Genomic DNA, 21,477 nt, shown 5'->3' on the forward strand with positions numbered 1-21,477 from the left:
ATCACGCAGCGACGAGCAACCCGGTTGCGAACATGAAGCCGAGGCCGATGACGATCCCTCCTGCGGTCAGCGGCGTGAGCATCCGACCCGCCTCGTCCTTCAGAAGTGGGATGAGTTTCACGGCGACCTGTCCGACGGCGCCGGCGCCGACGCCGAACAGGAGCGCCACGAGGTTGGGTTGGAACACGGTGCCCCCCAGGATCGCCCCTAGGATCGCGGGCGCGCCGGCGATGAGCCCCAGCAGTACCAGCAGGCGTAGGCGGGGTCGCTCGCCCGCGAGCGGGGTGACGATGGCCAACCCTTCCGTGGTGTTGTGGATGGCGAAGCCGATGACGAGGAACGCGCCGAGGGCGAGCGATCCGACGGCGTAGGCGGAACCGATCGCCAAGCCTTCGCCGAGGTTGTGCAAGCCGATCCCGATCGCGATGAGGAACGCCAACGACCGGGCCGGCAGACCTTCGCCTGGCTTTGCCCCCGCGTGGCGTCGGAGGATGACACCCTCCACACCTTCGAGGGCGAGGTATGCAGCGAGCGCCCCCAGGAAGACGATGAGACCACCACCGAATGCGGTGGTGCCCGCGACGAGCTCCAGGCCCTCAAGGGTGGCATCGATCGTCAGGAAGGCGAGCAGGCCGATGGTGAAGCCCATCAAACCTCGCACCCAGGCCTTCGAGGAACGCCGGACGAACGGCATCCAGAGCAGGCCGATCCCGATCGGGATGACGCCGACGTAGATGCCGAGCAGCGCCATCAGCCCGAAGAAGGGTGCACCGCGCTCGGGGCTCACGGTGGCGGCAGCGATCTCGGCGCCGATCGTTCCGCCGGTGGAGGTCACGAGGGTGATCTCGTACGGGTCGCCCTCGACCCAGGGGTAGGTGATCGTGATCGTGCCGGATTCCAGACGCGCGAGTTCCTCGCGCGTCTGGGTGAACTGCGCGTAGTAGTCCGAGACGTTGACCTGCGCAATCGATACCGGGTCGACGCCCTCGTTGCGGATGGTGAGGATGATCTGGCCGGGGCGGAGCTGGGTGGTCTCGACCACGATCTCCTCTTCGGGGGTGCGGTTGCCGTCTCCGGTCACACCGGGTGCGTTCAGGAGGGTGAACAGGCCGATGAGGGTGGCGATGAGCACGAGGGGACCGATCCCGAGCAGCCAGCGCGACAGCCGACGAGGCGGGGTCTCTTCGGACCGATCGGGGCTCGCATCCTTCGGCTCGGTCGTGATCGGGCCGGTCATTCCGTCACCTCGAAGAATCCCATCCAGCCGAGTTCCGCGAACTCGGTCTTGTGAGCGTGGAACATGTACCTGCCGACGTAGGGAAACCGCAGTTCGAGCATGCCGCGCTGGCCCTGCGCCTGCACGACCGTGTCGGTGAACTCGCTTGGCGCGAGCATCGTGCCGGTCGGATAGTAGTGGAAGAAGTTGGCGTGGATGTGGAACGAGTTGATCGGGTCATACTCCAGCACGTTGATCAGGTGGATGCGCACGAGCGCGCCCTTCTTGACCTTGACGGGGTTGTCCATGAAGTGGAAGGGCAGCCCGTTGACAGAATAGAACTCGTTGTTGTCGCCCCCGTCGGTGTTGTAGCCGTTCATCACCATCACCATCTCGTCATCGGCCGGCTCGCGCCCCGCCTTCGGTTCGATGATGAAACCGCCATACAACCCTTTCGCGATGTGGACGGCTAGCGGGGAGGTGTGGCAGTGGTAGAGGTGGGTACCGAACGGGGCGGCGTCGAACTCGTAGGTGAACGTCGCTCCAGGCGCGATGTTCCCTGGCCCGACGCCGGGCGTGCCATCCATCTCGGCGGTGTGGACGCCATGGAAGTGCATCGTGTGCGGGTGTGGGCTGGCGTTCGTGAAGTGGATGCGCAGCGCATCGCCCTCCTGCGCCCACAGGGTGGGCCCGGGGATCCTGCCGTTGTAGGTCCAGCCCGAAAAGATCACGCCGGGCGCGATCTCGAACTCGCGGTCGATCGCGGTGATCTCCCACTCCCGCAGGGTCTGACCGCCCGGCAGCGTGCTCACCTTGCCCTTGTCGAAGTCCCGCAGGATCGCGGTCGGATCGATCCCAGCGCGATCGGCGGGTACGGAGCCGGTCGGGAACCCGGCGTGATCGGAGCCGCCCATTCCCGTGGAGCCGTGATCCATTTCGGTCATGCTCGAGCCGTCGTCGATGTCGTGATCGGCGGGTGCGTCACCGGCCCACGCGGGGCTGCCGAAGAGCGAGAGGGCGGGCACCGCCGCCACCGCACCGAGCAGCAGCCCTCGACGGCTGGTCACGAACGGGGGATTGGGTTCGACGGGCGTCACGAAAACTCCTTCATGACGAATATAGAACTACGTTGCGGCAAACACTATGTCGATCGCGCGCGCTGGGGTGAAACCCACACCGCGGATGCCGCCGCAGCGCCTAGGGTGATCGAGTTCGAGCGACCAGCGACACGGACAACGGTCGCGCCCGAGAAAGGGTCGCCCGGGATGATCTCGAGTTCGGCATCCATCACCACACCCTCCGCGGCGAAATACTGCAATAGTTCGGGATCCGAGTCCGAGATCCTCGCTACCCGCACCGATGTTCCGGGCGGCGCCACGGCGAGCGGAACCGCGTCAGGGCGATGTGTCGTCCCATCGGGAGAGGGGATCGGGTCACCATGCGGATCCCTTGTCGGATGGCCGAGGAACTCATCGATCCGGTCGACCATCAGATCCGACACCGCGTGCTCCAGGCGCTCCGCTTCGTCGTGGACCTCATCCCAGCTATAGCTGAGAGTCCGCACCAGGAACGTCTCGATGAGGCGATGCCTTCGCACCATCGCGACCGCATGCGCGCGACCCGTAGCCGTCAATTCGACACTCCCATATGGTGCGTGCTCCAGGAGACCTTGCGCCGTGAGCTTCCGCACGGCATCCGACACCGACGACAGCTTGAGGCCCAGTCGTCCGCCGATCACCGAAGCGGTCACGGGTGAATCGGACCACTCCTGCAAGCCCCAAATCGCCTTCAGGTAATCCTGCGTGCTGGAGGAGAGGTCAGACGTGGACACCCGACCAGGGTAACGACCTTGACTCCGAGATTCGGCGCTGTTGGGGGCGTAGGTCATCTTCGCCGCCTCGAACAACGCCGACTTTGGGCGCACCGATCAATAGTGCCCAGTAGCTGGCGATCGCCAGGATCCGCGCCCTGTAACTGGGTCGAACGGTCGTGAACATCTCCACCGCGGGAGTCAGCGCCATCATCCGGCCCGGACGGGCAGAACCGGGGTGATGCTGGCTGCTGCCGTCGTCCTCGTCTTCGTCGCAGGGCTTGCCGCGGACCAGCTCAGCAAGTCGGTGGGCGCCACCGAATTGGCCGACGGCGCCGCGATCCCCCTTCTGCCGACCGTCAGCTTGCGACTCGCCTTCAACCCAGGAGTCGCCTTCGGCCTCGGCGCCGACCTGGGCCCAGTGGTCGCGGTCTTGATCCTCGTGATCCTCCTCGCGCTCAGCTTTTGGATTTGCCGGAACCTGGTGCGCGGCACGGCACGACCCCGCATCCTCGTGCTCGTCGCGGTCGCCGCAGGAGGATCAGGGAACATGTATGACCGCATCACTCGGGCTGACGGTACGCCGATGTCCGGGTCGGTTGTCGACTTCATTGCAGTGGACTGGTTCGCCGTGTTCAACGTCGGCGACATTCTCGCAGTGGTAGGTATCCTCGCGTGGGTGGCCACCGGCCTGATGATGCGCCGGGAGCTACCAAAAGGGGATAGCGAGCACGTCAGGTGAAGAGCAGGGCCACGGTGGCGGCCTCCGAGCCGCCAGGCTCATTGAGTGGGATGCCTGGGAGCCTCAGAAGAAGCTCCCCGCCAAAGCGCCCGTTGAGCCTGTGAATTCGCCCTCGCGGAGGTGTTCGCCGTTGCCGATTCGTTACCCTGAGAGCATCCAGTCGGCAAGCACCTTGCGCCGTCAGCCCGAGTATGCCCGGTTGCGTTTGCGGTCGGTCGCGCCCCAGGAGTTCTTCGTATGGCCGTGCCCGAGCATCGCGGAGGCGATAAGTTCGTTCTCAACGCCACAGTTCGACCCGAACCCGGCGCCGAACCTGCTCCACCGCTCTCGCCTTCCTGGGATGTGGTCTCGTCCCCCCTCACGAGACGCGAGCTTCGCGCAAGGGAGCGCTCTGTCGAGGTGGCTTCGCCTGCGGAGTCGCGCCTGCGATCGGGACTGCCAAAAGCACGAACGAAGCCGCGTCGCAGTGCCAAACGGGCCATCAGACGAGACGCCATTCGCGACGCCGCAGTCAAGAAGACGCTCAGTCATCGTCTCCTCTCGTTCGCGGCGATGCTGTTCGCCGGCACGCTCGTTTTCGCTATGACTGTGCCAGCCCACGCGTTCGACGTCCATCCTGACGACACCGCCCTCGCCGATGCGTTCGCGATGGAGGCGCAGACGGTCGAAGTGGACCCCGCCCTCGTGTCGCTCTCAGAGCGGGATGCCTGGACGGTGACGTCATGGGCTGAAATGCTCCGCCTGCGCTACGGCAACCGCAGCTTCGACTACACGATCGGCACCGGTCCGATCCGCTGGCCCTTCCCGTACGCAGTACCTATCACGAGCGGATTCGGCGCACGAGCCGCTCCGTGCCGCGGGTGCTCGACCGATCACTCCGGGATCGACTTCGGCACCGGCTATGGTGCGGCGATCTTCTCTGTGGCCGACGGTGTCGTCGTCGAGCGCAGCACCGGCGGCGGCACGTGGGGCAACTTCATCGTCATCGAGAGCACGACCCCCGACGGTGAGGTCTTCCAGGCCGGATACGCGCACATGGCCAGCGGCTCCTCAGCACTTGTTCTCGGCGATCAAGTCAGAGTCGGCGACTTTATCGGACTCAGCGGCGCGACAGGTCAGGTCAGCGGGGCGCATCTGCACTTCACAATCAAGATCGACGGGTCATTCGTCGATCCCTTCACCTTCTTGAAGCGTTACGCAAGCTAGGCGCCGGTTTCCCGACCGTGCGAGGCCTATTGACGCGCGGCATCGATTCGGGCCACCTCAGCTGGCGCACAGGTCTTCACGGCTTCTCGCGTGACCAGGAGGAGAGATGAAGCGGTAGCGGTCTCATCGTCGATCGGGAACCGCCCCACCGGGTACCGCTGCGAGAACTCGATGATGCGGTCGACGTGCGCCGCGATGGCGCGCAGGTCGGGATCGGTCTCGGCGCACTGTGCGCCGATGTCGTGAAGGGCCTCATGGATGATTTCGACCTCGCCGGCGGAAGCTTCACTGGTCGGGCCGAAGGGCGTGGCGCCGACCCACATGTCCTGTGTAGTCGGTCCGGGGTTCGAGAGCGACGGGATCAGCACCGCAACGAGCACGGATGGCGGCACGATGATCGCGAGGATCAAGGGCCAGCGTGGCCGTCTGGAATGGGGGGCAATCGGCTTCATATGGGGAGCACGGTTCCGCCGATGAGGTTCTGAAGGGAGTAGAGAATCGCAGTCCAGACGCCGGTGACCATCATCACGCCGATCGCCACCATAGTCAGACCGCCGGCGATATTGATCGCCCGGATGTGACGGCGAAGGAACGCGACTGCCGTGGTCGCCCAGCCGAGGCCGGCGGCCACGACCAGGAAGGGGAGGCCGAGTCCGATCGAGTAGACGGCGGTGAGGAGCGCGCCACGCGTGGCCGAGCCGGTGCCGATGCTCAACGCCGAGATCGCGGCCAAGGTTGGACCAAGGCATGGAGTCCAGCCGAGCCCCAGCACGACGCCCAGCAGCGGAGCGCCGGCGAGGCCGGTGCGGGGGGTGATCGGCAGCTTGGCGGTGCGTTGGAACAGTCGGAACGCGCCGATGAACACCAGACCCATGAGGATGACGACGACGCCGAGAATCCGCGTGAGTGGATCCTGCCAGCGGATCAGCCAACCGCCTACCGAGCCGAACGCGGCGCCGTAAGCGACGAAAACCACGGCGAAGCCGAGGATGAATAGCCCGACCCCGATGACGGGACGCCAGCGTGAGCCACCCCCCGATGATCCCGTGACGTAGCCGATATATCCGGGGACGAGGGGTAGCACGCATGGCGACGCGAAAGACACCAACCCGGCGAGCAACGCGAGCGGGATCGCGAGCCAGAGCTGACCGCTTCCGATCACCTCAGCCATGGGTTGCTGGCATGCGTATCGAGATCATCCGTCGACTCCACCGGTGCACGTTGCGCCAGGTTCCGGGGCGTTCTCGGCCTGCCAGTACTCTTCCATGAACTGCTCGATTCGTGAGTCGTCGGCGCTCTCCACGCCTAGCTGGACGTTCCACCCGCTGAGCACGATCGGATCGGAGAGCCCGTCATACGGAGAGAGGATCACGTGGGTGGTCGGCAATTGGGAGCGAAGTGTGCCCAGCTGACTCGCTTCCAACGATGGGTCGTACGTGACCCAGATCGCGCCATGCTCGAGTGAATGGACCGCATTCTCGTCTGGAACGGGCTGGGTGTAAGTGCCGCAGTTCAACCAGACTGGGCTGTGGTCCCCGCCGGCGGGCGGGGACTGGGTGTAGGTCACCGGCGTCTCGACATGCGTCGCGGCATTGGTGAACTCTTCAACGCCCTCTACCGCCACCCCGGAGCCCCCGGCGGTGTAGGTCGCCTGCCTAGGAGTCAGGACTATCGACAAGATAATGGCGCCGACCGCGACGAGCACCGCGACGGGAATCGAGATGGCGGCGATCCGACGGTTACGTCTGCGCTGCTTCTGCTGTCGACGGAATTTTGCGAGCTTTTCCGCGCGCTTGACGGCCCGGCGTTGTTTGACGGTGAGTTCCGACGTCCGCGGATTCGACGCGGGGCTCATCGCGCCTGCTTGGACGGTCGCTTCCGGCCCGCGATGATCAAGCCGGCCACCAGAAGCAGGCCGCCGGTGGGATAGCCGGCGACGAGGTCGACCCAACCAGGGGGTTGCCCGGGTCCGAAGGCTTCGAGATGGGCCAGCCAATGAGTGGCGGCAACGATGGCGCCGACGATCATGAGGACCTGTCCGAGGCGCACGAGTCGGCGGTGGATCCTCCAACTGCGTTCGAAATCGTTCGGATTGCTTTCAGTAGCTTTCTTGGCGACCACTGGGTGTTCCTTTCATTGGTTGGTGGATGGGGTGAGTCACAGGCCTGAGTAGGAGTGCAGGCCGGTGAAGAAGACGTTGACGATGCCGAAATTGAACAGCACCGCGCCGAAGCCGACGAGGGATAACCAGGCGGCACGGTTGCCGTGCCATCCGCGGGTTGCCTTGGCGTGGATATAGGCGGCGTAGACCACCCAGATGACGAAGGTCCATACCTCCTTGACGTCCCAACCCCAGTAACGTCCCCAGGCGCGCCCCGCCCAGATCGCGCCGGCCATCAGCGTGAACGTCCAGAGCGCGAACCCGACGATAGTCAGCCGGTAGGCGAGGCGATCGAGGTACTCCGTCCCGGGGACTGCATCGAATAGCCGCGCAGGTCGGCCAGCGGCGGGGCGGCTTTCGTGACGGTGCTTGACGAGCTGGGTTGCGCTCAGTACGGCCGCGATCCCGAAGAACGACGTCGCCAGCAGCGCGACCAGCACATGGATGACGAGCCACGCGGACTGCAGTGCCGGCGGCAGCGGAATCACGGGCACGTAGAACGCGACGGTCGCGATCCCGAGGAGGATCACGACGACTCCGACGACCACAGGACCGAGGACGACGACTCGCGTCCGGCGGGACACCACGAGGAACACCGCGACGATGAGGGCCGTTCCCGTGATGGAGAACTCGAACATGTTGGCCCACGGCACCCGTTCGGCGGCGATACCCCGGACCACGACCGCAGCAAGGTGCAGGAGCCAGGCGAGCGTGGTGAGGGCGTACCCGACCCTGGCTGCGCGACCGGGGTGTTCCGTTTCTGTTGGGGGTCCTCCACCCGCGTGAGCGGCGGGAGTTCCTCCGGAGTTCACCAGTCGTCTGGTCGGGTTGGTGGCCTGTACCGCGAAGGCGAAGACGTACGCGACGAACGCTCCGACGTAGACGGCGATCGCCGAATAGACCAGGACGAGCGAGATCGGGTCGAGCGGGAGGTTCATGAGCGGTCCTTCGGCGTTGTCCTGGTCAGACGGGTGGCGATTCGACGGACGAGACTCTCGACCGAAGGGAGCAACTGCGGATCGTCCCCGCGAGCGAGCCCGCCGTACTCAAGCTGGACTGCCCCACGGAGCTGCGTCGCTCGGATCCAGACCCGTCGCCGGGGGACGAAGAGCGAAAGGCTCAGGCCGACGAGGGCGGCGATCGCCGCGACCAGAACCGGAACCTGCGTCGGGTCGTGAGCGATGTCGAACGACGCGAATCGAGGGATGTCATCCAACTCGACCGATCCGAGACCGCCCGGCAGTTCGGCCTGTGAGCCCGGCGTAAGTTCGAGCGCGGCCACGCCCGACTCGCCCCCGGCCACTTCCGTCATGGCGGAGGTGTCAAGCTGGTACACCGACTTGGGAATCCCCGCGTCCAGGCCCAGGTCTCCGACGTAGACGTTGAGGGTGAGCACGGGGAGCACGAGGTCGGGATAGCTCGAGTAGGACGCGCCCGCCGACGTTGTGGCTCGGGTCGGGTAGAAGAAGCCGATCATGCCCACCTGTCGAGCGAGCCCGTCCGGAACTTTGACGACGCCGAGACTGGTGAGGTTGGCGTCCTGTGGCAGGAACGGCACCGTGTCTGTGAAGACGACCGCACCACTCGGGTCGCGAACGGTGATGCGTGGTGCGTACCCGTTTCCTAAGAGGTAGATGTCCGAACCGTCGACCGACAGGGGGCTGTTCACCTCGATCCTGGCGCTCGTGCGCGATTCCGCGGCTCGGGAGCTCACCGAAACGTCGGCGACGAAGGCATCAGCAAGGCCGAGTGCGTTCACGTTGTCGGTGACGTAGCTGACTGTGAAACGTTCAAGAGTCAGGGAGAACGGAGGGAGGGAGTCGTCTGTCACGAATCGACCGGCCTCGAAACTGTCGAATGCCAGCCGGGAGTTGACGAAGGTCTGCCCCTCGACGAGGACACGCTGGCCGGTGTATTTGAAACCGCCGCCGATCGCCACGGTGATCAGGACCCCCACCAAAGCGATGTGGAAGATCAGGTTGCCGGTTTCGCGCAGGTACCCGCGTTCCGCTGCGAGACTGATCTGTCCATCCGACTCCTGGGCCCTGACGACGCGGTAGCGCGCTTCGCGGAGTTCCCGTTCAGCTTCATCGACCGCGTCGAGCAGCGGGACGTTGGTGACGATGTCCCGCTGGTGCGCGGGGAGACGGCCGAGGTTCTTCGGGGTCGCGGGTGGTGCTGCGCGGATGGCCGTGACGTGGTGGCGAATGCGGGGCACCACGCATCCAATGAGCGACAAGAACAGCAGCAGGTAGATGGCGGAGAACCACACCGAGGAGTAGACGTCGAAGAGCTGGAAGGTGTCGAGCAGTTCGGCCATGGCGGGGTCTTGTGCGAAGTGCTGGACGACACCGTTGGGGTCGGCGCTGCGTTGCGGGAACAATGACCCGGGCACGGCGGCGAGGGCAAGCAGTAGGAGCAACAACAACGCCGTGCGCATGGAGGTCAGTTGCCGCCATCCCCATCGCGCCCACCCCGCCGGGCTGAGCTGCGGGGCGCGAATGGTTTCTACGTCCTGATCGACGTGATCGGCTGGGCGGTCCAGCCGAACGATTCCATTTGGAGCGCGAGCGTCTTCGGTCCGAGTCATGATTCCTCTGTCACCAGCTCGGCGCTTCGTCGGAGCGCGCGGCGCCTTTCGAGTCGGCGGGCATTGAGCAGCAGGAAGATCCCGACGACCGCTGCTCCGAGCGCCGTAAGGAGATTGATCTTGATGCCTGCTACCAGGAGTTCGGTCGGATCCAGGCGGAACGACTCGAACCAGGCGCGGCCGATGCCGTACCACAGCAGGTAGAGGCCGAGGCTGAGGCCCGTGCCCGGTTGGGGCCGGCGGTCGCGGAAGATGGCGCGTTCGATCAAAAGGATTGTCGCGGCGCCCGCCAGGTTCCAGACGAGCTCGTAGAGGAACAGTGGGTGGAACAGGGTGTCTTCGGGCAGGCCCGCGGGGAATGCCGGGCTGCCGGGGTCGATCTGCAGGCCCCACGGGAGCGTCGTCGGCGATCCGTAAAGCTCCTGGTTGAAGTAGTTGCCGATGCGACCGACCGCCTGCGCGATGAGCATCCCGGGAGCCAGAGCGTCGAGGAAGACCAGGAAGTGGAGCTTGGTCCGGCGCGCGCCGATCCAGATACCCACGAGGCCGAACACGACGCCGCCGAAGATCGCGATGCCGCCTTCCCACACGTAGAGGATCTTGAGCAGGTCAGCTCCCGGATAGAAGTAGTCGCCCGGGTGGGTGACGACGTGATAGAGGCGCCCGCCGACGATCCCGAACGGGACCGCCCACAGTGCGATGTCGATCGCCTCATTGCCCTGATGTCCGGCCGCGCGGAGCCTTCGGCTGGTCAGCAGCACGGCGAGGACGACGCCGATGAGAATGAAGACCGCGTAGAAGTGCAGCCGAAACGGGCCGAGATCGATGTAGCTGATATCCGGACTCGGAATGGACATGGGCAGTTGCGGCAAGATCATCCTTCTTCTCCAATCACGTCTTCGATCAGCGTCTCCAGTACCGACCGATCGGGGATCTGCCCGATGATGCGTGAGGCCACGCGTCCCTCGCGGTCGAGGACGATCGTCGTGGGTACCGCGTTCGGGGCGATCTGCCCCGCGAACGCGAGTTGAACTTCTCCGGCCCCGGCGTCGAGGATCGACGGATAGGTGATACCGAACGTGTCGGAGAAGGCACCTGCGGTGGCCGCCTGGTCGCGCACGTCGACCCCGATGAACACCACGCCGTCGGGTAGGAACTGCTGATTCAGCGACTCCAGATCGGGGGCTTCGGCTCGACAGGGTGGGCAGGCGGCGTACCAGAAGTTGACGACCACGACCGACCCGAGCCAGTCGTCGGAGCTGGCCGTGCCGCCGGTGTCGAGCTCGCCCGAGAACGCGATCGGGGCTCCCCGCTCGGCCCGAGGGATCTCGGTGATGGTTCCGGTACCAGTGATGTAGTCGCCACCGACCTCGGTGAGGTCGGTGGACTCGGGCGCGCAGCCGCTCAGTAATATCGCGATCGCAGCGCCGGCCAAGAGGAGGACCCCGGGCCGATGGAGGTCGCGGGCACGGGGGTCCGTGCCGCTGGGGGAGTCGGAATAGCTCAACATTCACTCTCTCGGGCGCGAACGCCCGCGGGGTCAGGGCCTGGTGGCCCGCGGATCGACGGGTGCGGCTGGGGCCGCGTCGCCAGCGCGATGAGGTTCGGCATAGGCCGCCGAGAGCAGAAGCGAAGCGAGCGCTCGCGAAGGAGTCGCTGTCGCTCAATCAGCAGGGTGCTGACCGATGCCCGTCACCGTGGACGCTGGGTCTGTCGCTGAACACGACCGCCCGGTGTCAGGTCCGACTGATCGAGAGGAGATGAAGGGAAGGCGGCGTAGGCGGTGCGAGCGCCGCCGCCCGCGCGGCGAGGCTCACGAGGACCTGACGGAGGAATCTCCATCGAGTCACGAGCAGGTCTGTGGCGAGGAGTGCCACGGCAACGAGCAAGGCAAGCACGCACGCCCCGGCGACCACCTCATGTGTCGGCGCACACACGACACCGCACCGTTCACCGTCCGGCACTGTCATGCTTCGATCCATGGCCGGAGCTATCACTTGCTCAGCAGAAGGAAGCGCCTGCGTGGCGGCGGCGACACTGCCAGAGCCGCTCGCGTCCTTGATAGTTCCCTCTTGCATGGCAAGAAGGCAAACGAGAATGGCAGCTACGCCGAGCAGGCCGATCGCCAGCCGACGCCAGGCGCGTGGATGCACGTCTGCAGTCAAGCTCGTCATGCACACCTCCCGGCCACCAGTCGATCTGAGAAGTCTAGCGGCGCAGGGACGGCCCAAATTCGGCAGCGAGTAGGTCTCTCGTGCCCTTCCCATAGAATCCGACGACGATGAAATTGACGGAAGCTTCGGAGTGCGGAGCATGACCGGCGTTCTCGTGATCAACGCTGGCTCATCGACCGTCAAGTGGAAGCTCATCGACCGAAGCTCCCGCTACGAGGTCCGTGGCGGGATCGTGGAGCGCCTCGTTGTGCCGGGCGATGACGGGTTGGACCACGAGGCGGCGTTCCGCTCGATCCTCGCGGGTCTACACGACGAGGACATATCGGTCGTCGGTCACCGTGTGGTGCACGGCGGTACCCGGTTCACGACAGCCACGCTCGTCACCGACGAGGTGGAAGCGCGAATCGACGAGCTCTCGGCACTTGCGCCGCTGCACAACCCGGTCAATCTGGCAGGAATCCGCGCCACCCGCGCCGCGTTTCCCGATCTCCCCCAAGTCGCAGTATTCGACACTGCCTTTCATCAGACCCTCCCGGCGGCGGCGACGACCTACGCGCTTCCCGCGCAGCTCACCGAACGGCACGGCATCCGCCGCTACGGCTTTCACGGAATCTCGTACCAGCACGTGTCGGCGCGCGCAGCCGAGCTGCTCGGGCGTCCGCTTTCGGAGCTACGACTCATCCTCTTCCACCTGGGCAATGGGGCCTCGGTGTGCGCGATGTCCGCCGGTCGCTCAGTGGAGACCTCGATGGGGATGACGCCGCTCGAGGGGCTGGTGATGGGCAGTCGCTCCGGCGACCTCGACCCGGGCGTGATCTTGCTGCTCGGCCGCGCCGGGGTCGATTGGAACGAGCTGGAGATGATCCTTACCCGCGAGAGCGGATTGCGTGGGCTCGTCGGCACCGGGGACATGCGCGACATTCACGCCGCGGCGGTCGCAGGGGATGTCAAGGCGGCGGCGGCCCTCGACGTTTACCACCACCGTCTCCGCCACTACCTCGGGGCCTACCTCGCCCAGCTCGGAGGCGCCGACGCGATCGTCTTCACAGCCGGTGTCGGGGCGAACTCTGCCGCGACACGCGCCGCGACGCTGGCCAGCCTCGAGGAGTTCGGCATCCTGATGGACGATGGGCTCAATCAGGCGGCAGGGGGCCAGGCGCGCGTGATCTCCGCGGCCGACTCGCGGGCCGCCGTGCTTGTCGTTCCCACCGACGAGGAACTCGAGATCGCGCGCCAGTCCATTGAAGTCGTGGGGCGTTAGACCTGAAGCGCCGCGTGTCTTCTCCGCGCTGCCACACACCAGCGATTGCGCCGAGGTTGCGAGCATACCCGGGAGGGGTATGCTCGCCTTCGTGAGTGACGACTACCCCGAATCCCTCGGTGCCGAATCTCGACCGCGCTGGAAAGATGGCCGAAGCGCGGCGCCGCTTGTGGTGCGATGGCTCGCAGTTACCGCGGGTTTGTCGGCAATCGTTGCGACCTATTGGGATGGCGCCTGGCACACCGCGATCGGTCGCGACAGTGCTCTCGAACCTCCCCACTTGCTTCTTTACTCGAGTCTCACCGTAGCTGCCGTTGCTGTCGGTGTTTGGGCCCTCACCACTGCGGTGAGGGAGCGGTCGATCTTCTCGGTTCTCAGGCAGCGGGCCCTGTTGCTTTCGCTCGGCGCTCTGGTGGGCATCGCCGCCTCCGCGGGCCTCGATGTTCTGTGGCATGACTATTTCAGCCGGGACGCGGTGCTCTGGTCTCCTCCGCACCTGTTGTCGGTCATCGCGAGCCTGGTGCTGATAGTCGGCCTGACGGCGAGCGGGGGCGGTGAGAACCGGTCGATGGCGATCGGCATCGGTCTGGGCGCGGTACTGCTGGCGACGTCGATGATTCCGGTTATGGAGTACGACTCTCGCGTCCCGCAGTTCACCGAGATCGCCTACCTCCCGATCGTTGTCGTCGCGGCGTTGTTCGCCGCGTGGGTGATCGACTTCGCCGTCAAGGGTGCGCGAGTGATGGCGGTGGCCGTTTCGGCGGTCATCGCTGTCCGAGCGGTGATCTGGGGCGTGTTGTCTGCGGCGGGCTGGCCCACCGTCGACGTCCCATTTGCTCTGCTGGGGCTCGCGGTTCTCGACCTACCGGTGCGTCGTCGGGTCGATCGAGTCGTGCTCGCGGCGGTCGCGATGTCCGTAATCCAGCTTGTGGTATCCGCTACCGGCTTGAGCAGCGTTGCGCTTGAGGCGGTGATTCCGGCCGCCGTGGCCGTGCTCGCCGTGGCCGTGGTTGCGCTGCTCGTTGCACGGCGTATCGGTGGCGTTCGGATCGCTGCTGTCGCGCTCGTCGTTCTCGGTGCCTCCGCACAACTCGGGGCCACGCCCGCACAGGCCCACGATCCTGGGCAGGGCACCGAGCGTGGGGAGATCTCGATGAGTGTCGACTGGGTGGATTCTCGGGTCACTGTTGTGGTTGAACCGGTTTCGTCGACCGTGCCGATCGAGTTCGACCGAATCGTCGCTCGACGAGCTGGCGAGGTCGTCGAGGCAACGATCGAGGTACAAGGGGCTGGGAACGGCATCGTCCGAGCCTCCATTGAGCTTGACGGGGGTGACTTGTGGTTCGTCTACGCCGAATTCTCTTCGCCGGAAGGCACTCTCGAGTCGTGGATCACCGTCGAGGCGGGGGAGTCAGATTCCGGGATTCGACCGCTCTACGAGCCTCCGACGGCCCCCGTCACGGATCCGGAGTTCTTGGCGGCGAGCGTTGCCCTCTACCTGCTGGCCGCTGCGCTGCTCGCCTGGGCCATTCGCGTTGTCGCCGTGTCTAAGCGGGCCCCCGTAGCGACCACGTCGTAGCGATTCGGCCGCTGATCGAGGAGATGGCTGATGTTTTGCCTGGAATAGCTCCCTGGCCCCCATCCTTATACCCCCAGAGGGTATCATCACCGATGAGGTCCGGCGTCGCGCCGTCAACCGAGCAGGAGGAGTAACGCCGTGAGTGTCCTTATCGTGGTCGCAGCCGTGCTACTGACTGGTCTGTTGGCGTGGTACTTCTTCGCCCCACGTGCCTCGAAGCGCGCCGCCGTCGAGGGCGATCTGCAGGTCCAGACGATCACCGTGAGAGGTGGCTACTCGCCGAGCGTGGTCGAGGTGGTGCAGGGTGTCCGCACTCGGTTGCTGTTCGACCGGCAGGAGACCGGCGAATGCTCATCCCGAGTCGTTCTGCCGGACTTCAAGGTGAACCAGAGCCTGCCCGCCTACACGACCACCGCCGTGGAGTTCGTGCCGGATGAGGTCGGCGATTTCGGCTTCGCGTGCGGGATGAACATGCTGCACGGCACGGTGAAGGTGCTCCCCGCGTCCGCGGATGCACCGCACACGGCGACAGCTGTGCTCGAGGCACCCGCCATCGTCGAGATGGTCGCGACCGGATCAGTCGCCGACGCGATGGAGGACGAGGGGGCCCAGGAGGCGGCGGAGCACGCCAGGGAGATCGCTGACCTCAGGCGCCGGGTGATCGTCGGCGCTGTGCTGACGCTGCCGGTGTTCCTCTCGGTGATGGCTCATGACGTGTTCGGGGCTTCGTGGGTGCCGCCTCTTCTGCTCGCACCGTGGTTCCAGTTCCTGTTGGTGACGCCGGTGATGTTCTATACCGGATGGCCGATCCACCGCACCGGATGGTTGGCGCTGGGCAACCGGCAGGCCGAGATGAACTCGCTGATCACGTTGGGCACGATCGCCGCATACGGGTTCAGCCTGGTGGCCGCCTTCTTGCCCTGGGTGCTGCCGGCGGATGCTCGCGGGGTGTACTTCGAGGCGGTGGGCGTCATCCTCACCTTGATCTTGCTCGGTCGACTACTGGAGACCAGGGCCAAGGCCGGCACGGGCGAGGCGATCCGTACTTTGATCGGCCTGCAGCCCCGCACCGCGCGCGTGGTCCGCGGCGACAGCGAGCTGGAGATCCCGGTCGGCGAAGTTGTCGTGGGCGACATCGTGGTGATCCGTCCGGGCGAGAAGCTCCCGGTCGATGGCCAGGTGACAGAAGGCAGCTCCCCGGTCGATGAAGCGATGATCACCGGTGAGCCGATGCCGGTGGTCAAGTCCGCCGGCGACACGGTGATCGGCGCGACCATCAATCAGACCGGGTCGATCCGTTACGCCGCGACCAAGGTCGGCGCGGACACGATGCTCGCGCAGATCATCCGGCTGGTCCGTGAGGCTCAGGGCTCCAAGGCGCCGATCCAGCGGCTGGCAGACAAGGTCTCCAGCTACTTCGTCCCGGCCGTCATCGCCATCGCGATATGGACGTTCGCCGTCTGGTGGCTGGTCGGACCGCCGCCAGCTGGCGTATACGCCCTGGTCGCGGCCGTCGCCGTGCTGATCATCGCCTGCCCCTGCGCGCTCGGGCTGGCCACCCCGCTGTCCATCACCGTCGCCGCGGGCAAGGCCGCCGGCAACGGCATCCTGATCCGTTCCGCCGAAGCTCTCGAGACCGCCCACAAGGTCAACACCGTCGTGCTGGACAAGACCGGCACGATCACCAACGGCACCCCGACCCTGACCGACGTGCTACCTGCCGACGGATTCGATGCCGACGAGCTGCTCGCACTGATCGCCGCCGCCGAGCGCGATTCGGAGCACCCGTTGGCGACCGCGATCGTCGCGGCCGCCGAGGATCGCGGCCTCGACACCCTGCGGTCGAGCACGTTCGAATCGATCACCGGCCAGGGCGTGCGCGCTCTCGTGGACGGCAGGACGGTCCTGGTGGGCAACGCCCGCCTGCTGACCGCGGCCGGGATCGACGCCTCGATCCTGACCGCAGACCTAGAGGCACTGGCCGCCGACGGCAAGACGCCGATGCTTGCCGCAATCGACGGACGCCCCGCCGGCGTCGTCGGGGTGGCAGACACGATCAAGGACGGGTCGATCGCCGCGATCGCCGACTTGGCGGCGCGCGGGATCGATGTCGTCATGATGACCGGAGACAACCGCGCGACCGCCGCGGCGATCGCCCGTCAGGTCGGCATCGCACGGGTGGTCGCGGAAGTCATGCCCGAGCACAAGGCCCGCGAGGTCCGTCGCCTGCAAGGGGAAGGTCGCGTCGTCGGGATGGTCGGCGACGGTATCAACGACGCACCCGCGCTGGCGCAGGCGGATGTCGGCTCAGCGATCGGCACCGGGACCGACGTGGCGATCGAGGCCTCCGACATCACCCTGATCTCCGGCAACCTGGGCGGACTGGTCACGGCGATCGACCTGTCCCGCGCCACGATGCGCAACATCCGGCAGAACCTGCTGTTCGCATTCGGGTACAACGTGGTCGGCATCCCGCTCGCTGCGGGTGTGCTGTACCCGGCGTTCGGTCTGCTGCTCAGCCCCATGATCGCCGCCCTGGCGATGGCCCTGTCATCGCTGTCCGTCGTGACCAACTCCAGCCGGCTCCGCCGGTTCACCCCCAAGCCCGTGGCCACCCCGGCCGCGGTCCCGATCACCGACCCGGTGGTCGAGATCGGCAACCAACAAACAGATGAGGACCAATCCATGGCACACCACACCGAGCACACGACCGACCACACCGCCCTCGTCACCGACCCCGTCTGCGGCATGAGGATCGACCCGAAGACGGCCGCCACGACCCGCGAGCACGACGGGACGACGTTCTACTTCTGCTCCACCGGCTGCGCCGACACCTTCGACGCGGACCCCCACCGTTATGGCCACCCGCATGCAGCACACTGAACACGCGCCGACAGAGGATCACAGTGCGCACGGATACCTCGGCAACAAGGATGCTCTGCTGACTCGACTACGGAAGATCGAAGGCCAGGTCCGTGGGGTGGCGAGAATGATCGACGGTGACACGTACTGCATCGACGTGCTGACCCAGGTCGCCGCTACCACCAGGGCGCTCGAGGCGGTGGCCCTTGCGCTCCTGGAGGATCACCTCACGCATTGTGTGGCTGAAGCCACCGCACAAGGTGGCTCGGTCGCGGAGGAGAAGCTGCGCGAGGCCAGCGCAGCGATCGCGCGATTGGTGCGGTCGTAGGCACCGCACGTCCTACGGCGACGCGCGGGCGCTTCAGGCGATCTGACAGAAACGCATCTACCCTTTGAGTGGAATGGTGACTCTCTCAGCGATTCGATCGGTCGCGCACCCGCCCACTGCGGCGGTGCGGACGTTGTTGTTGAGTCTTCTCGGCGTTGCCGCAGTCGTCGTCGGCCTCCTGGCGATGCACACGTTCAGCCTTGACGAACCGACCCACACCCCGGCTGCGGCGGTATCGCCGATGGAGCACCAAGCGGGTGAGACCGCTCGCTCTCCTGAACCGCCCGCGACATCGAGTGACTGCGGCACGTCTGGATGTGAGCCGATGCACGCCATGGGCTTCATGGCATGTCTGCTCGCTCTCCTTGTCGTTTCGCTCGTATTCGGTGCCGCGCCACACATCTCGCGCTGGCTGGCGAACTTGCGGACTGACGGCCGAGTGCTGCTCTCCGCGCTGCTCGCAGCGGTACCAGCCCCACCTTCTCTGATCTCGCTCTCAATCAGTCGAACGTGATTCGGCGCAGCCTGCCATCGCGCAGGCGTGCCCTCGCGCGCATTCGCGCGTCCGAATCCGATCAACTCGACTGAAAGAAGCAACCATCATGAAGTTCCGCACCGCAGCGATCGCCTCAGCGGCGCTCGCGATCGCACTTGTTCTTGCCGGATGTTCCAACGCCGGCATGGCAGGGATGGACCACGGGACCGGCGCTGATCCCTCCGCGGAGTCCATCGACACTACCTTCAACGCCGCCGATGAGACGTTCGTGACGGGCATGATCCCCCACCACGAACAAGCTCTCTCGATGGCCGCCATGGTGCTCGACAAGGAGGGCGTGGACCCGAGAGTCGTCGCCCTCGCTGAGCGAATCCTGGCCGCTCAGCAGCCCGAGATCGACCTCATGAACTCCTGGCTGGAAGCCTGGGGGGTGGACCCCGACATGGGCGAGATGGAAGGAATGGACCACAGCGGCGCAGGCTTGATGTCGGACGACGACATGGCCGCGCTCGAAGCTGCGACCGGCCCCGAAGCGTCGAGACTGTTCCTCGAGCAAATGGTGCAGCACCACACCGGCGCCATCGAGATGGCTCAGCAGGAGCTGGACAACGGTGAAAACGCCGACGCCCTCGACCTGGCACAAACGATCATCGACGCCCAGACTGCGGAGATTGACGAGATGCAGGAGCTTCTCTCGCAGCTGTGAGCCGTTGGGGGTAGCCGCGCAGGCGGCTGCCCCCAACCCTCACACGCCTGAGATCACTCTCATGAGTACGCGCCTCGCCGCTACTGCTCTTGTCCTTTTGGTGCTCATCGTCACGATTCTCGCGATCGCAGTTCTCACGAGCCCGACGCTGGGCCAGTCATGATGCCTCCCCGCGTCCTCGCCGCTGGCTCTGCTGCGATCACTCTCCTGGCGCTCGCAGGATGCTCAGCCGTCCCGCCTTCCCCGACCGTCGCCGCCGCGCTCACCCATGTTCACGGCTTTGCTTTCGATCAGGGAGAGGACGCACTGGTTGTCGCCACGCATGCCGGCATCTATCGACTCGATATTCGTCTCGCCCCGGCCGCGGTCAGCGGCCCGGTCGGTGACCTCGATATCGACACGATGGGTTTCACTCTCGTCGGCGATGTTGCCTATGCGTCCGGTCATCCGGGACCAACGACACCGACTACGTTCGGCAGCCCGAACCTGGGCCTCATCCGAAGCGACGACATCGGCATGACGTGGACGAATGTCTCCTTGGCTGGGACGACGGACTTCCACGACCTCTCGGTCAGCGAATCGCTCCGCAGCAGGATCTACGGGCTCACGGGCACATCACTTGAGCGAAGCGATGACGACGGGGAGTCCTGGACACCGGTCGCGGCCATTGAGGCTCGCGACATTCTCGCTCCCGCCAGCGACGCCGACACCCTCTTCGCGACTGTGCCGGAAGGCCTCATCGTCAGCCGGGATGCGGGTGCGACCTTCAATCTGGTACCCGATTCGCCCCTCCTCTACCTCATAGCCGATCAAGGCGGGACTCAAGGTGGACTTTCCGGTATCGACATCGAAGGCACCGTGTGGTTTCAGAGCGAGGCCGACGGAGAGTGGGCATCCGGGGGGCAAGTCACGGGTATACCCCAGGCCATGTTCATCCTCCCGGCGAGCGGTCAACTGATCGTTGCGGACGATCGCGGCATCTCGGCATCGGACGATGCCGGACTCAGCTGGGAGATCCTGTGGGCGAAATGAGTAGCCAGGACGCCCAGCTTCCGCGTTCCAAGGCGACATGGGCGCGCGTGCTCGCGGGCATCATCACCTTCGCCCTTCTGCTGACCGTGAGCTCTGTAGTACCCGCGCCGGTATCCGCCCAAGTCACCCAAGTCGCCCAGGAGTATCCGAGCTGGGAAGACGTGGTCGCGGCTCGAAAGAACGAAGCGACGGCAAAGACCCTCAAGCAGCAACTTGAGCAGTCCCTCGCAGCGCTTCAGGCAGAGGCGCAGAAGACTCAGAGCGAGGCCGACGCCAAGGGCACGATCTACGCCGACGTGCAACAGAAGTTCGACGACCAGCAGATTGAGACTCAGTCTCTGCTCGATCAAACCGCCGCCGCGCAGGAGGAGTCCGATGCGGCATACGCCATAGCCGCACAAATAATCGCCGAGATGAGCAAGAGCGGCTCAAGCGATTTCACTTCTCGCCTGTGGTTCGCGCCGGGAAACGCGGACGTTCTCCTCGACCGCCTTGAGATTAGCCGCGTGGTTGGCGACCGGTACGCCGATATCTACGAGAAGGCGATTGAGTTGCGCAACCGCGCTGAAGCGCTCGCTGACCAGGCACAGGTTGCGTCAGAGCTCCTTGAAGAGCTGAGGATCGCAGCCGAGAAGGCATTCCTGGAGGCGCAAGCTGCAGCAGAGGCTGCCGCAACGAAGCTCGCGCAGACCGAGAAGGACATTGCCGAAATGCGCGCGCGGATCGAGTACCTCGAAGGCGTCCGCGAGCAAACGGTTGCCGACTACAACGAGGGACTCGCAGCCCAGTGGGGCGATGGCGCCGCGGGCGAAGTCAGCCAATCCGGATGGGCTCGTCCCGTCGGCGGCTACATCTCGAGCATGTTCGGGATGCGCGTCAACCCGGCGACCGGGGTCTACCAACTTCACACCGGTGTCGACCTCGCCGGGATGGGCTGCGGCGCGACGATTCGCGCCGCGCACGGGGGCACCGTCACCTACGCCGGCTTGTCCGGGAGCTGGGGCTATTACATCGCCATCGACCACGGCGACGGCACCGGTTCCGGCTACGCGCACATTCAAGCGGGCGGGATCGGCGTTCGGATCGGCCAAGAGGTCTCCCCGGGCCAGCCGATCGCAAAGGTCGGCACGACGGGTGCTTCGACGGGATGCCATCTGCACTTCATCGTCCGAGTCGGGGGCAAGGTCGTCGATCCCGTGCCGTTCATGCGCAACCAGGGCATCACGCTCGGCTGACTCGGCGGCGTAGGACTTTCGCCTCTCCCCCATCAACGACCACCTGACCAAAATCGGCTGAGGACCGGCCGACGAGAAG

The 21,477-nt window shown here is 65.6% G+C and carries 21 protein-coding genes; 10 read left to right on the top strand and 11 right to left on the bottom strand.

What is annotated here, in order from left to right:
• Window position 1 precedes the first annotated feature (1 nt).
• Genes IE173_RS05915 through IE173_RS05925 form a run of 3 tightly spaced genes read right to left on the bottom strand, consistent with a single transcriptional unit; the run spans window position 2 to window position 3,047 of the window.
• Window positions 2-1,237, bottom strand: coding sequence for a ZIP family metal transporter (locus tag IE173_RS05915; protein WP_229841934.1), 1,236 nt, complete (start codon window positions 1,235-1,237; stop codon window positions 2-4).
• Entirely contained in the window at window positions 1,234-2,313 is a 1,080-nt protein-coding gene (locus tag IE173_RS05920; protein WP_229841935.1) for a multicopper oxidase domain-containing protein, read from the bottom strand. Before IE173_RS05920 ends, IE173_RS05915 begins: the two co-directional genes overlap by 4 nt.
• 44 nt (window positions 2,314-2,357) lie before the next feature.
• The gene (locus IE173_RS05925) at window positions 2,358-3,047 is read right to left on the bottom strand and encodes a metal-dependent transcriptional regulator (protein ID WP_229841936.1); all 690 of its coding nucleotides are present in this window, start codon (window positions 3,045-3,047) and stop codon (window positions 2,358-2,360) included.
• Between the two features lie 220 nt (window positions 3,048-3,267).
• Here IE173_RS05925 and IE173_RS05930 point away from each other — a divergent pair, with 220 nt between their 5' ends.
• Both IE173_RS05930 and IE173_RS05935 read left to right on the top strand, forming a co-directional pair.
• Entirely contained in the window at window positions 3,268-3,768 is a 501-nt protein-coding gene (locus IE173_RS05930) for a signal peptidase II (protein ID WP_191282557.1), read from the top strand.
• A gap of 237 nt (window positions 3,769-4,005) precedes the next feature.
• Window positions 4,006-4,974 (top strand): M23 family metallopeptidase, encoded by a 969-nt coding sequence (locus tag IE173_RS05935; RefSeq protein WP_191282558.1) that lies wholly within the window; start codon window positions 4,006-4,008, stop codon window positions 4,972-4,974.
• 26 nt (window positions 4,975-5,000) lie between these two features.
• On the opposite strand, the gene IE173_RS05940 is transcribed toward IE173_RS05935, so the two are convergent.
• The 8 genes from IE173_RS05940 to IE173_RS05975 are packed head-to-tail and all read right to left on the bottom strand — an operon-like array spanning window position 5,001 to window position 11,160.
• The gene (locus IE173_RS05940; RefSeq protein ID WP_191282559.1) at window positions 5,001-5,384 is read right to left on the bottom strand and encodes a hypothetical protein; all 384 of its coding nucleotides are present in this window, start codon (window positions 5,382-5,384) and stop codon (window positions 5,001-5,003) included.
• A gap of 38 nt (window positions 5,385-5,422) precedes the next feature.
• The gene (locus tag IE173_RS05945) at window positions 5,423-6,145 is read right to left on the bottom strand and encodes a cytochrome c biogenesis CcdA family protein (protein ID WP_191282560.1); all 723 of its coding nucleotides are present in this window, start codon (window positions 6,143-6,145) and stop codon (window positions 5,423-5,425) included.
• Between the two features lie 24 nt (window positions 6,146-6,169).
• Window positions 6,170-6,829 (bottom strand): DUF3105 domain-containing protein, encoded by a 660-nt coding sequence (locus tag IE173_RS05950; RefSeq protein ID WP_191282561.1) that lies wholly within the window; start codon window positions 6,827-6,829, stop codon window positions 6,170-6,172.
• Complete coding sequence (locus tag IE173_RS05955; protein WP_191282562.1) at window positions 6,826-7,095, bottom strand: hypothetical protein; 270 nt, start codon at window positions 7,093-7,095, stop codon at window positions 6,826-6,828. Before IE173_RS05955 ends, IE173_RS05950 begins: the two co-directional genes overlap by 4 nt.
• Window positions 7,096-7,131: 36 nt before the next feature.
• Entirely contained in the window at window positions 7,132-8,073 is a 942-nt protein-coding gene (gene ccsB / locus IE173_RS05960; protein ID WP_191282563.1) for a c-type cytochrome biogenesis protein CcsB, read from the bottom strand.
• The gene (gene resB / locus IE173_RS05965; RefSeq protein ID WP_229841981.1) at window positions 8,070-9,725 is read right to left on the bottom strand and encodes a cytochrome c biogenesis protein ResB; all 1,656 of its coding nucleotides are present in this window, start codon (window positions 9,723-9,725) and stop codon (window positions 8,070-8,072) included. The genes ccsB and resB overlap by 4 nt, the downstream gene beginning before the upstream one ends.
• Window positions 9,722-10,597 (bottom strand): prolipoprotein diacylglyceryl transferase, encoded by an 876-nt coding sequence (lgt, locus tag IE173_RS05970; RefSeq protein ID WP_229841937.1) that lies wholly within the window; start codon window positions 10,595-10,597, stop codon window positions 9,722-9,724. The genes resB and lgt overlap by 4 nt, the downstream gene beginning before the upstream one ends.
• Before the next feature lie 2 nt (window positions 10,598-10,599).
• On the bottom strand, window positions 10,600-11,160 hold the full coding sequence (locus IE173_RS05975) for a TlpA family protein disulfide reductase (RefSeq protein ID WP_229841938.1): 561 nt from the start codon (window positions 11,158-11,160) through the stop codon (window positions 10,600-10,602).
• Window positions 11,161-12,038: 878 nt separating this feature from the next.
• Here IE173_RS05975 and IE173_RS05980 point away from each other — a divergent pair.
• The 8 genes from IE173_RS05980 to IE173_RS06010 all read left to right on the top strand — a co-directional run bounded on the left by IE173_RS05980 (window position 12,039) and on the right by IE173_RS06010 (window position 21,398).
• Complete coding sequence (locus IE173_RS05980; RefSeq protein ID WP_191282566.1) at window positions 12,039-13,160, top strand: acetate/propionate family kinase; 1,122 nt, start codon at window positions 12,039-12,041, stop codon at window positions 13,158-13,160.
• A 91-nt stretch (window positions 13,161-13,251) separates the two neighbouring features.
• Complete coding sequence (locus IE173_RS05985) at window positions 13,252-14,739, top strand: hypothetical protein (protein WP_191282567.1); 1,488 nt, start codon at window positions 13,252-13,254, stop codon at window positions 14,737-14,739.
• A gap of 138 nt (window positions 14,740-14,877) precedes the next feature.
• The gene (locus tag IE173_RS05990; protein WP_191282568.1) at window positions 14,878-17,622 is read left to right on the top strand and encodes a heavy metal translocating P-type ATPase; all 2,745 of its coding nucleotides are present in this window, start codon (window positions 14,878-14,880) and stop codon (window positions 17,620-17,622) included.
• Entirely contained in the window at window positions 17,597-17,929 is a 333-nt protein-coding gene (locus IE173_RS05995; RefSeq protein WP_229841939.1) for a metal-sensitive transcriptional regulator, read from the top strand. The genes IE173_RS05990 and IE173_RS05995 overlap by 26 nt, the downstream gene beginning before the upstream one ends.
• Before the next feature lie 73 nt (window positions 17,930-18,002).
• Window positions 18,003-18,443: a DUF6153 family protein gene (locus IE173_RS15675; protein WP_373298453.1), complete on the top strand. Its 441-nt coding sequence runs from the start codon at window positions 18,003-18,005 to the stop codon at window positions 18,441-18,443.
• Window positions 18,444-18,531: 88 nt separating this feature from the next.
• On the top strand, window positions 18,532-19,131 hold the full coding sequence (locus IE173_RS06000; RefSeq protein ID WP_191282569.1) for a DUF305 domain-containing protein: 600 nt from the start codon (window positions 18,532-18,534) through the stop codon (window positions 19,129-19,131).
• Window positions 19,132-19,290: 159 nt separating this feature from the next.
• Window positions 19,291-20,163: a F510_1955 family glycosylhydrolase gene (locus tag IE173_RS06005; protein ID WP_191282570.1), complete on the top strand. Its 873-nt coding sequence runs from the start codon at window positions 19,291-19,293 to the stop codon at window positions 20,161-20,163.
• On the top strand, window positions 20,160-21,398 hold the full coding sequence (locus IE173_RS06010; protein ID WP_191282571.1) for a M23 family metallopeptidase: 1,239 nt from the start codon (window positions 20,160-20,162) through the stop codon (window positions 21,396-21,398). The genes IE173_RS06005 and IE173_RS06010 overlap by 4 nt, the downstream gene beginning before the upstream one ends.
• The last annotated feature ends 79 nt before the right edge of the window (window positions 21,399-21,477 follow it).

This window comes from Pseudolysinimonas yzui, from assembly GCF_014653215.1.
GTDB classification, from domain to species: domain Bacteria; phylum Actinomycetota; class Actinomycetes; order Actinomycetales; family Microbacteriaceae; genus Pseudolysinimonas_A; species Pseudolysinimonas_A yzui.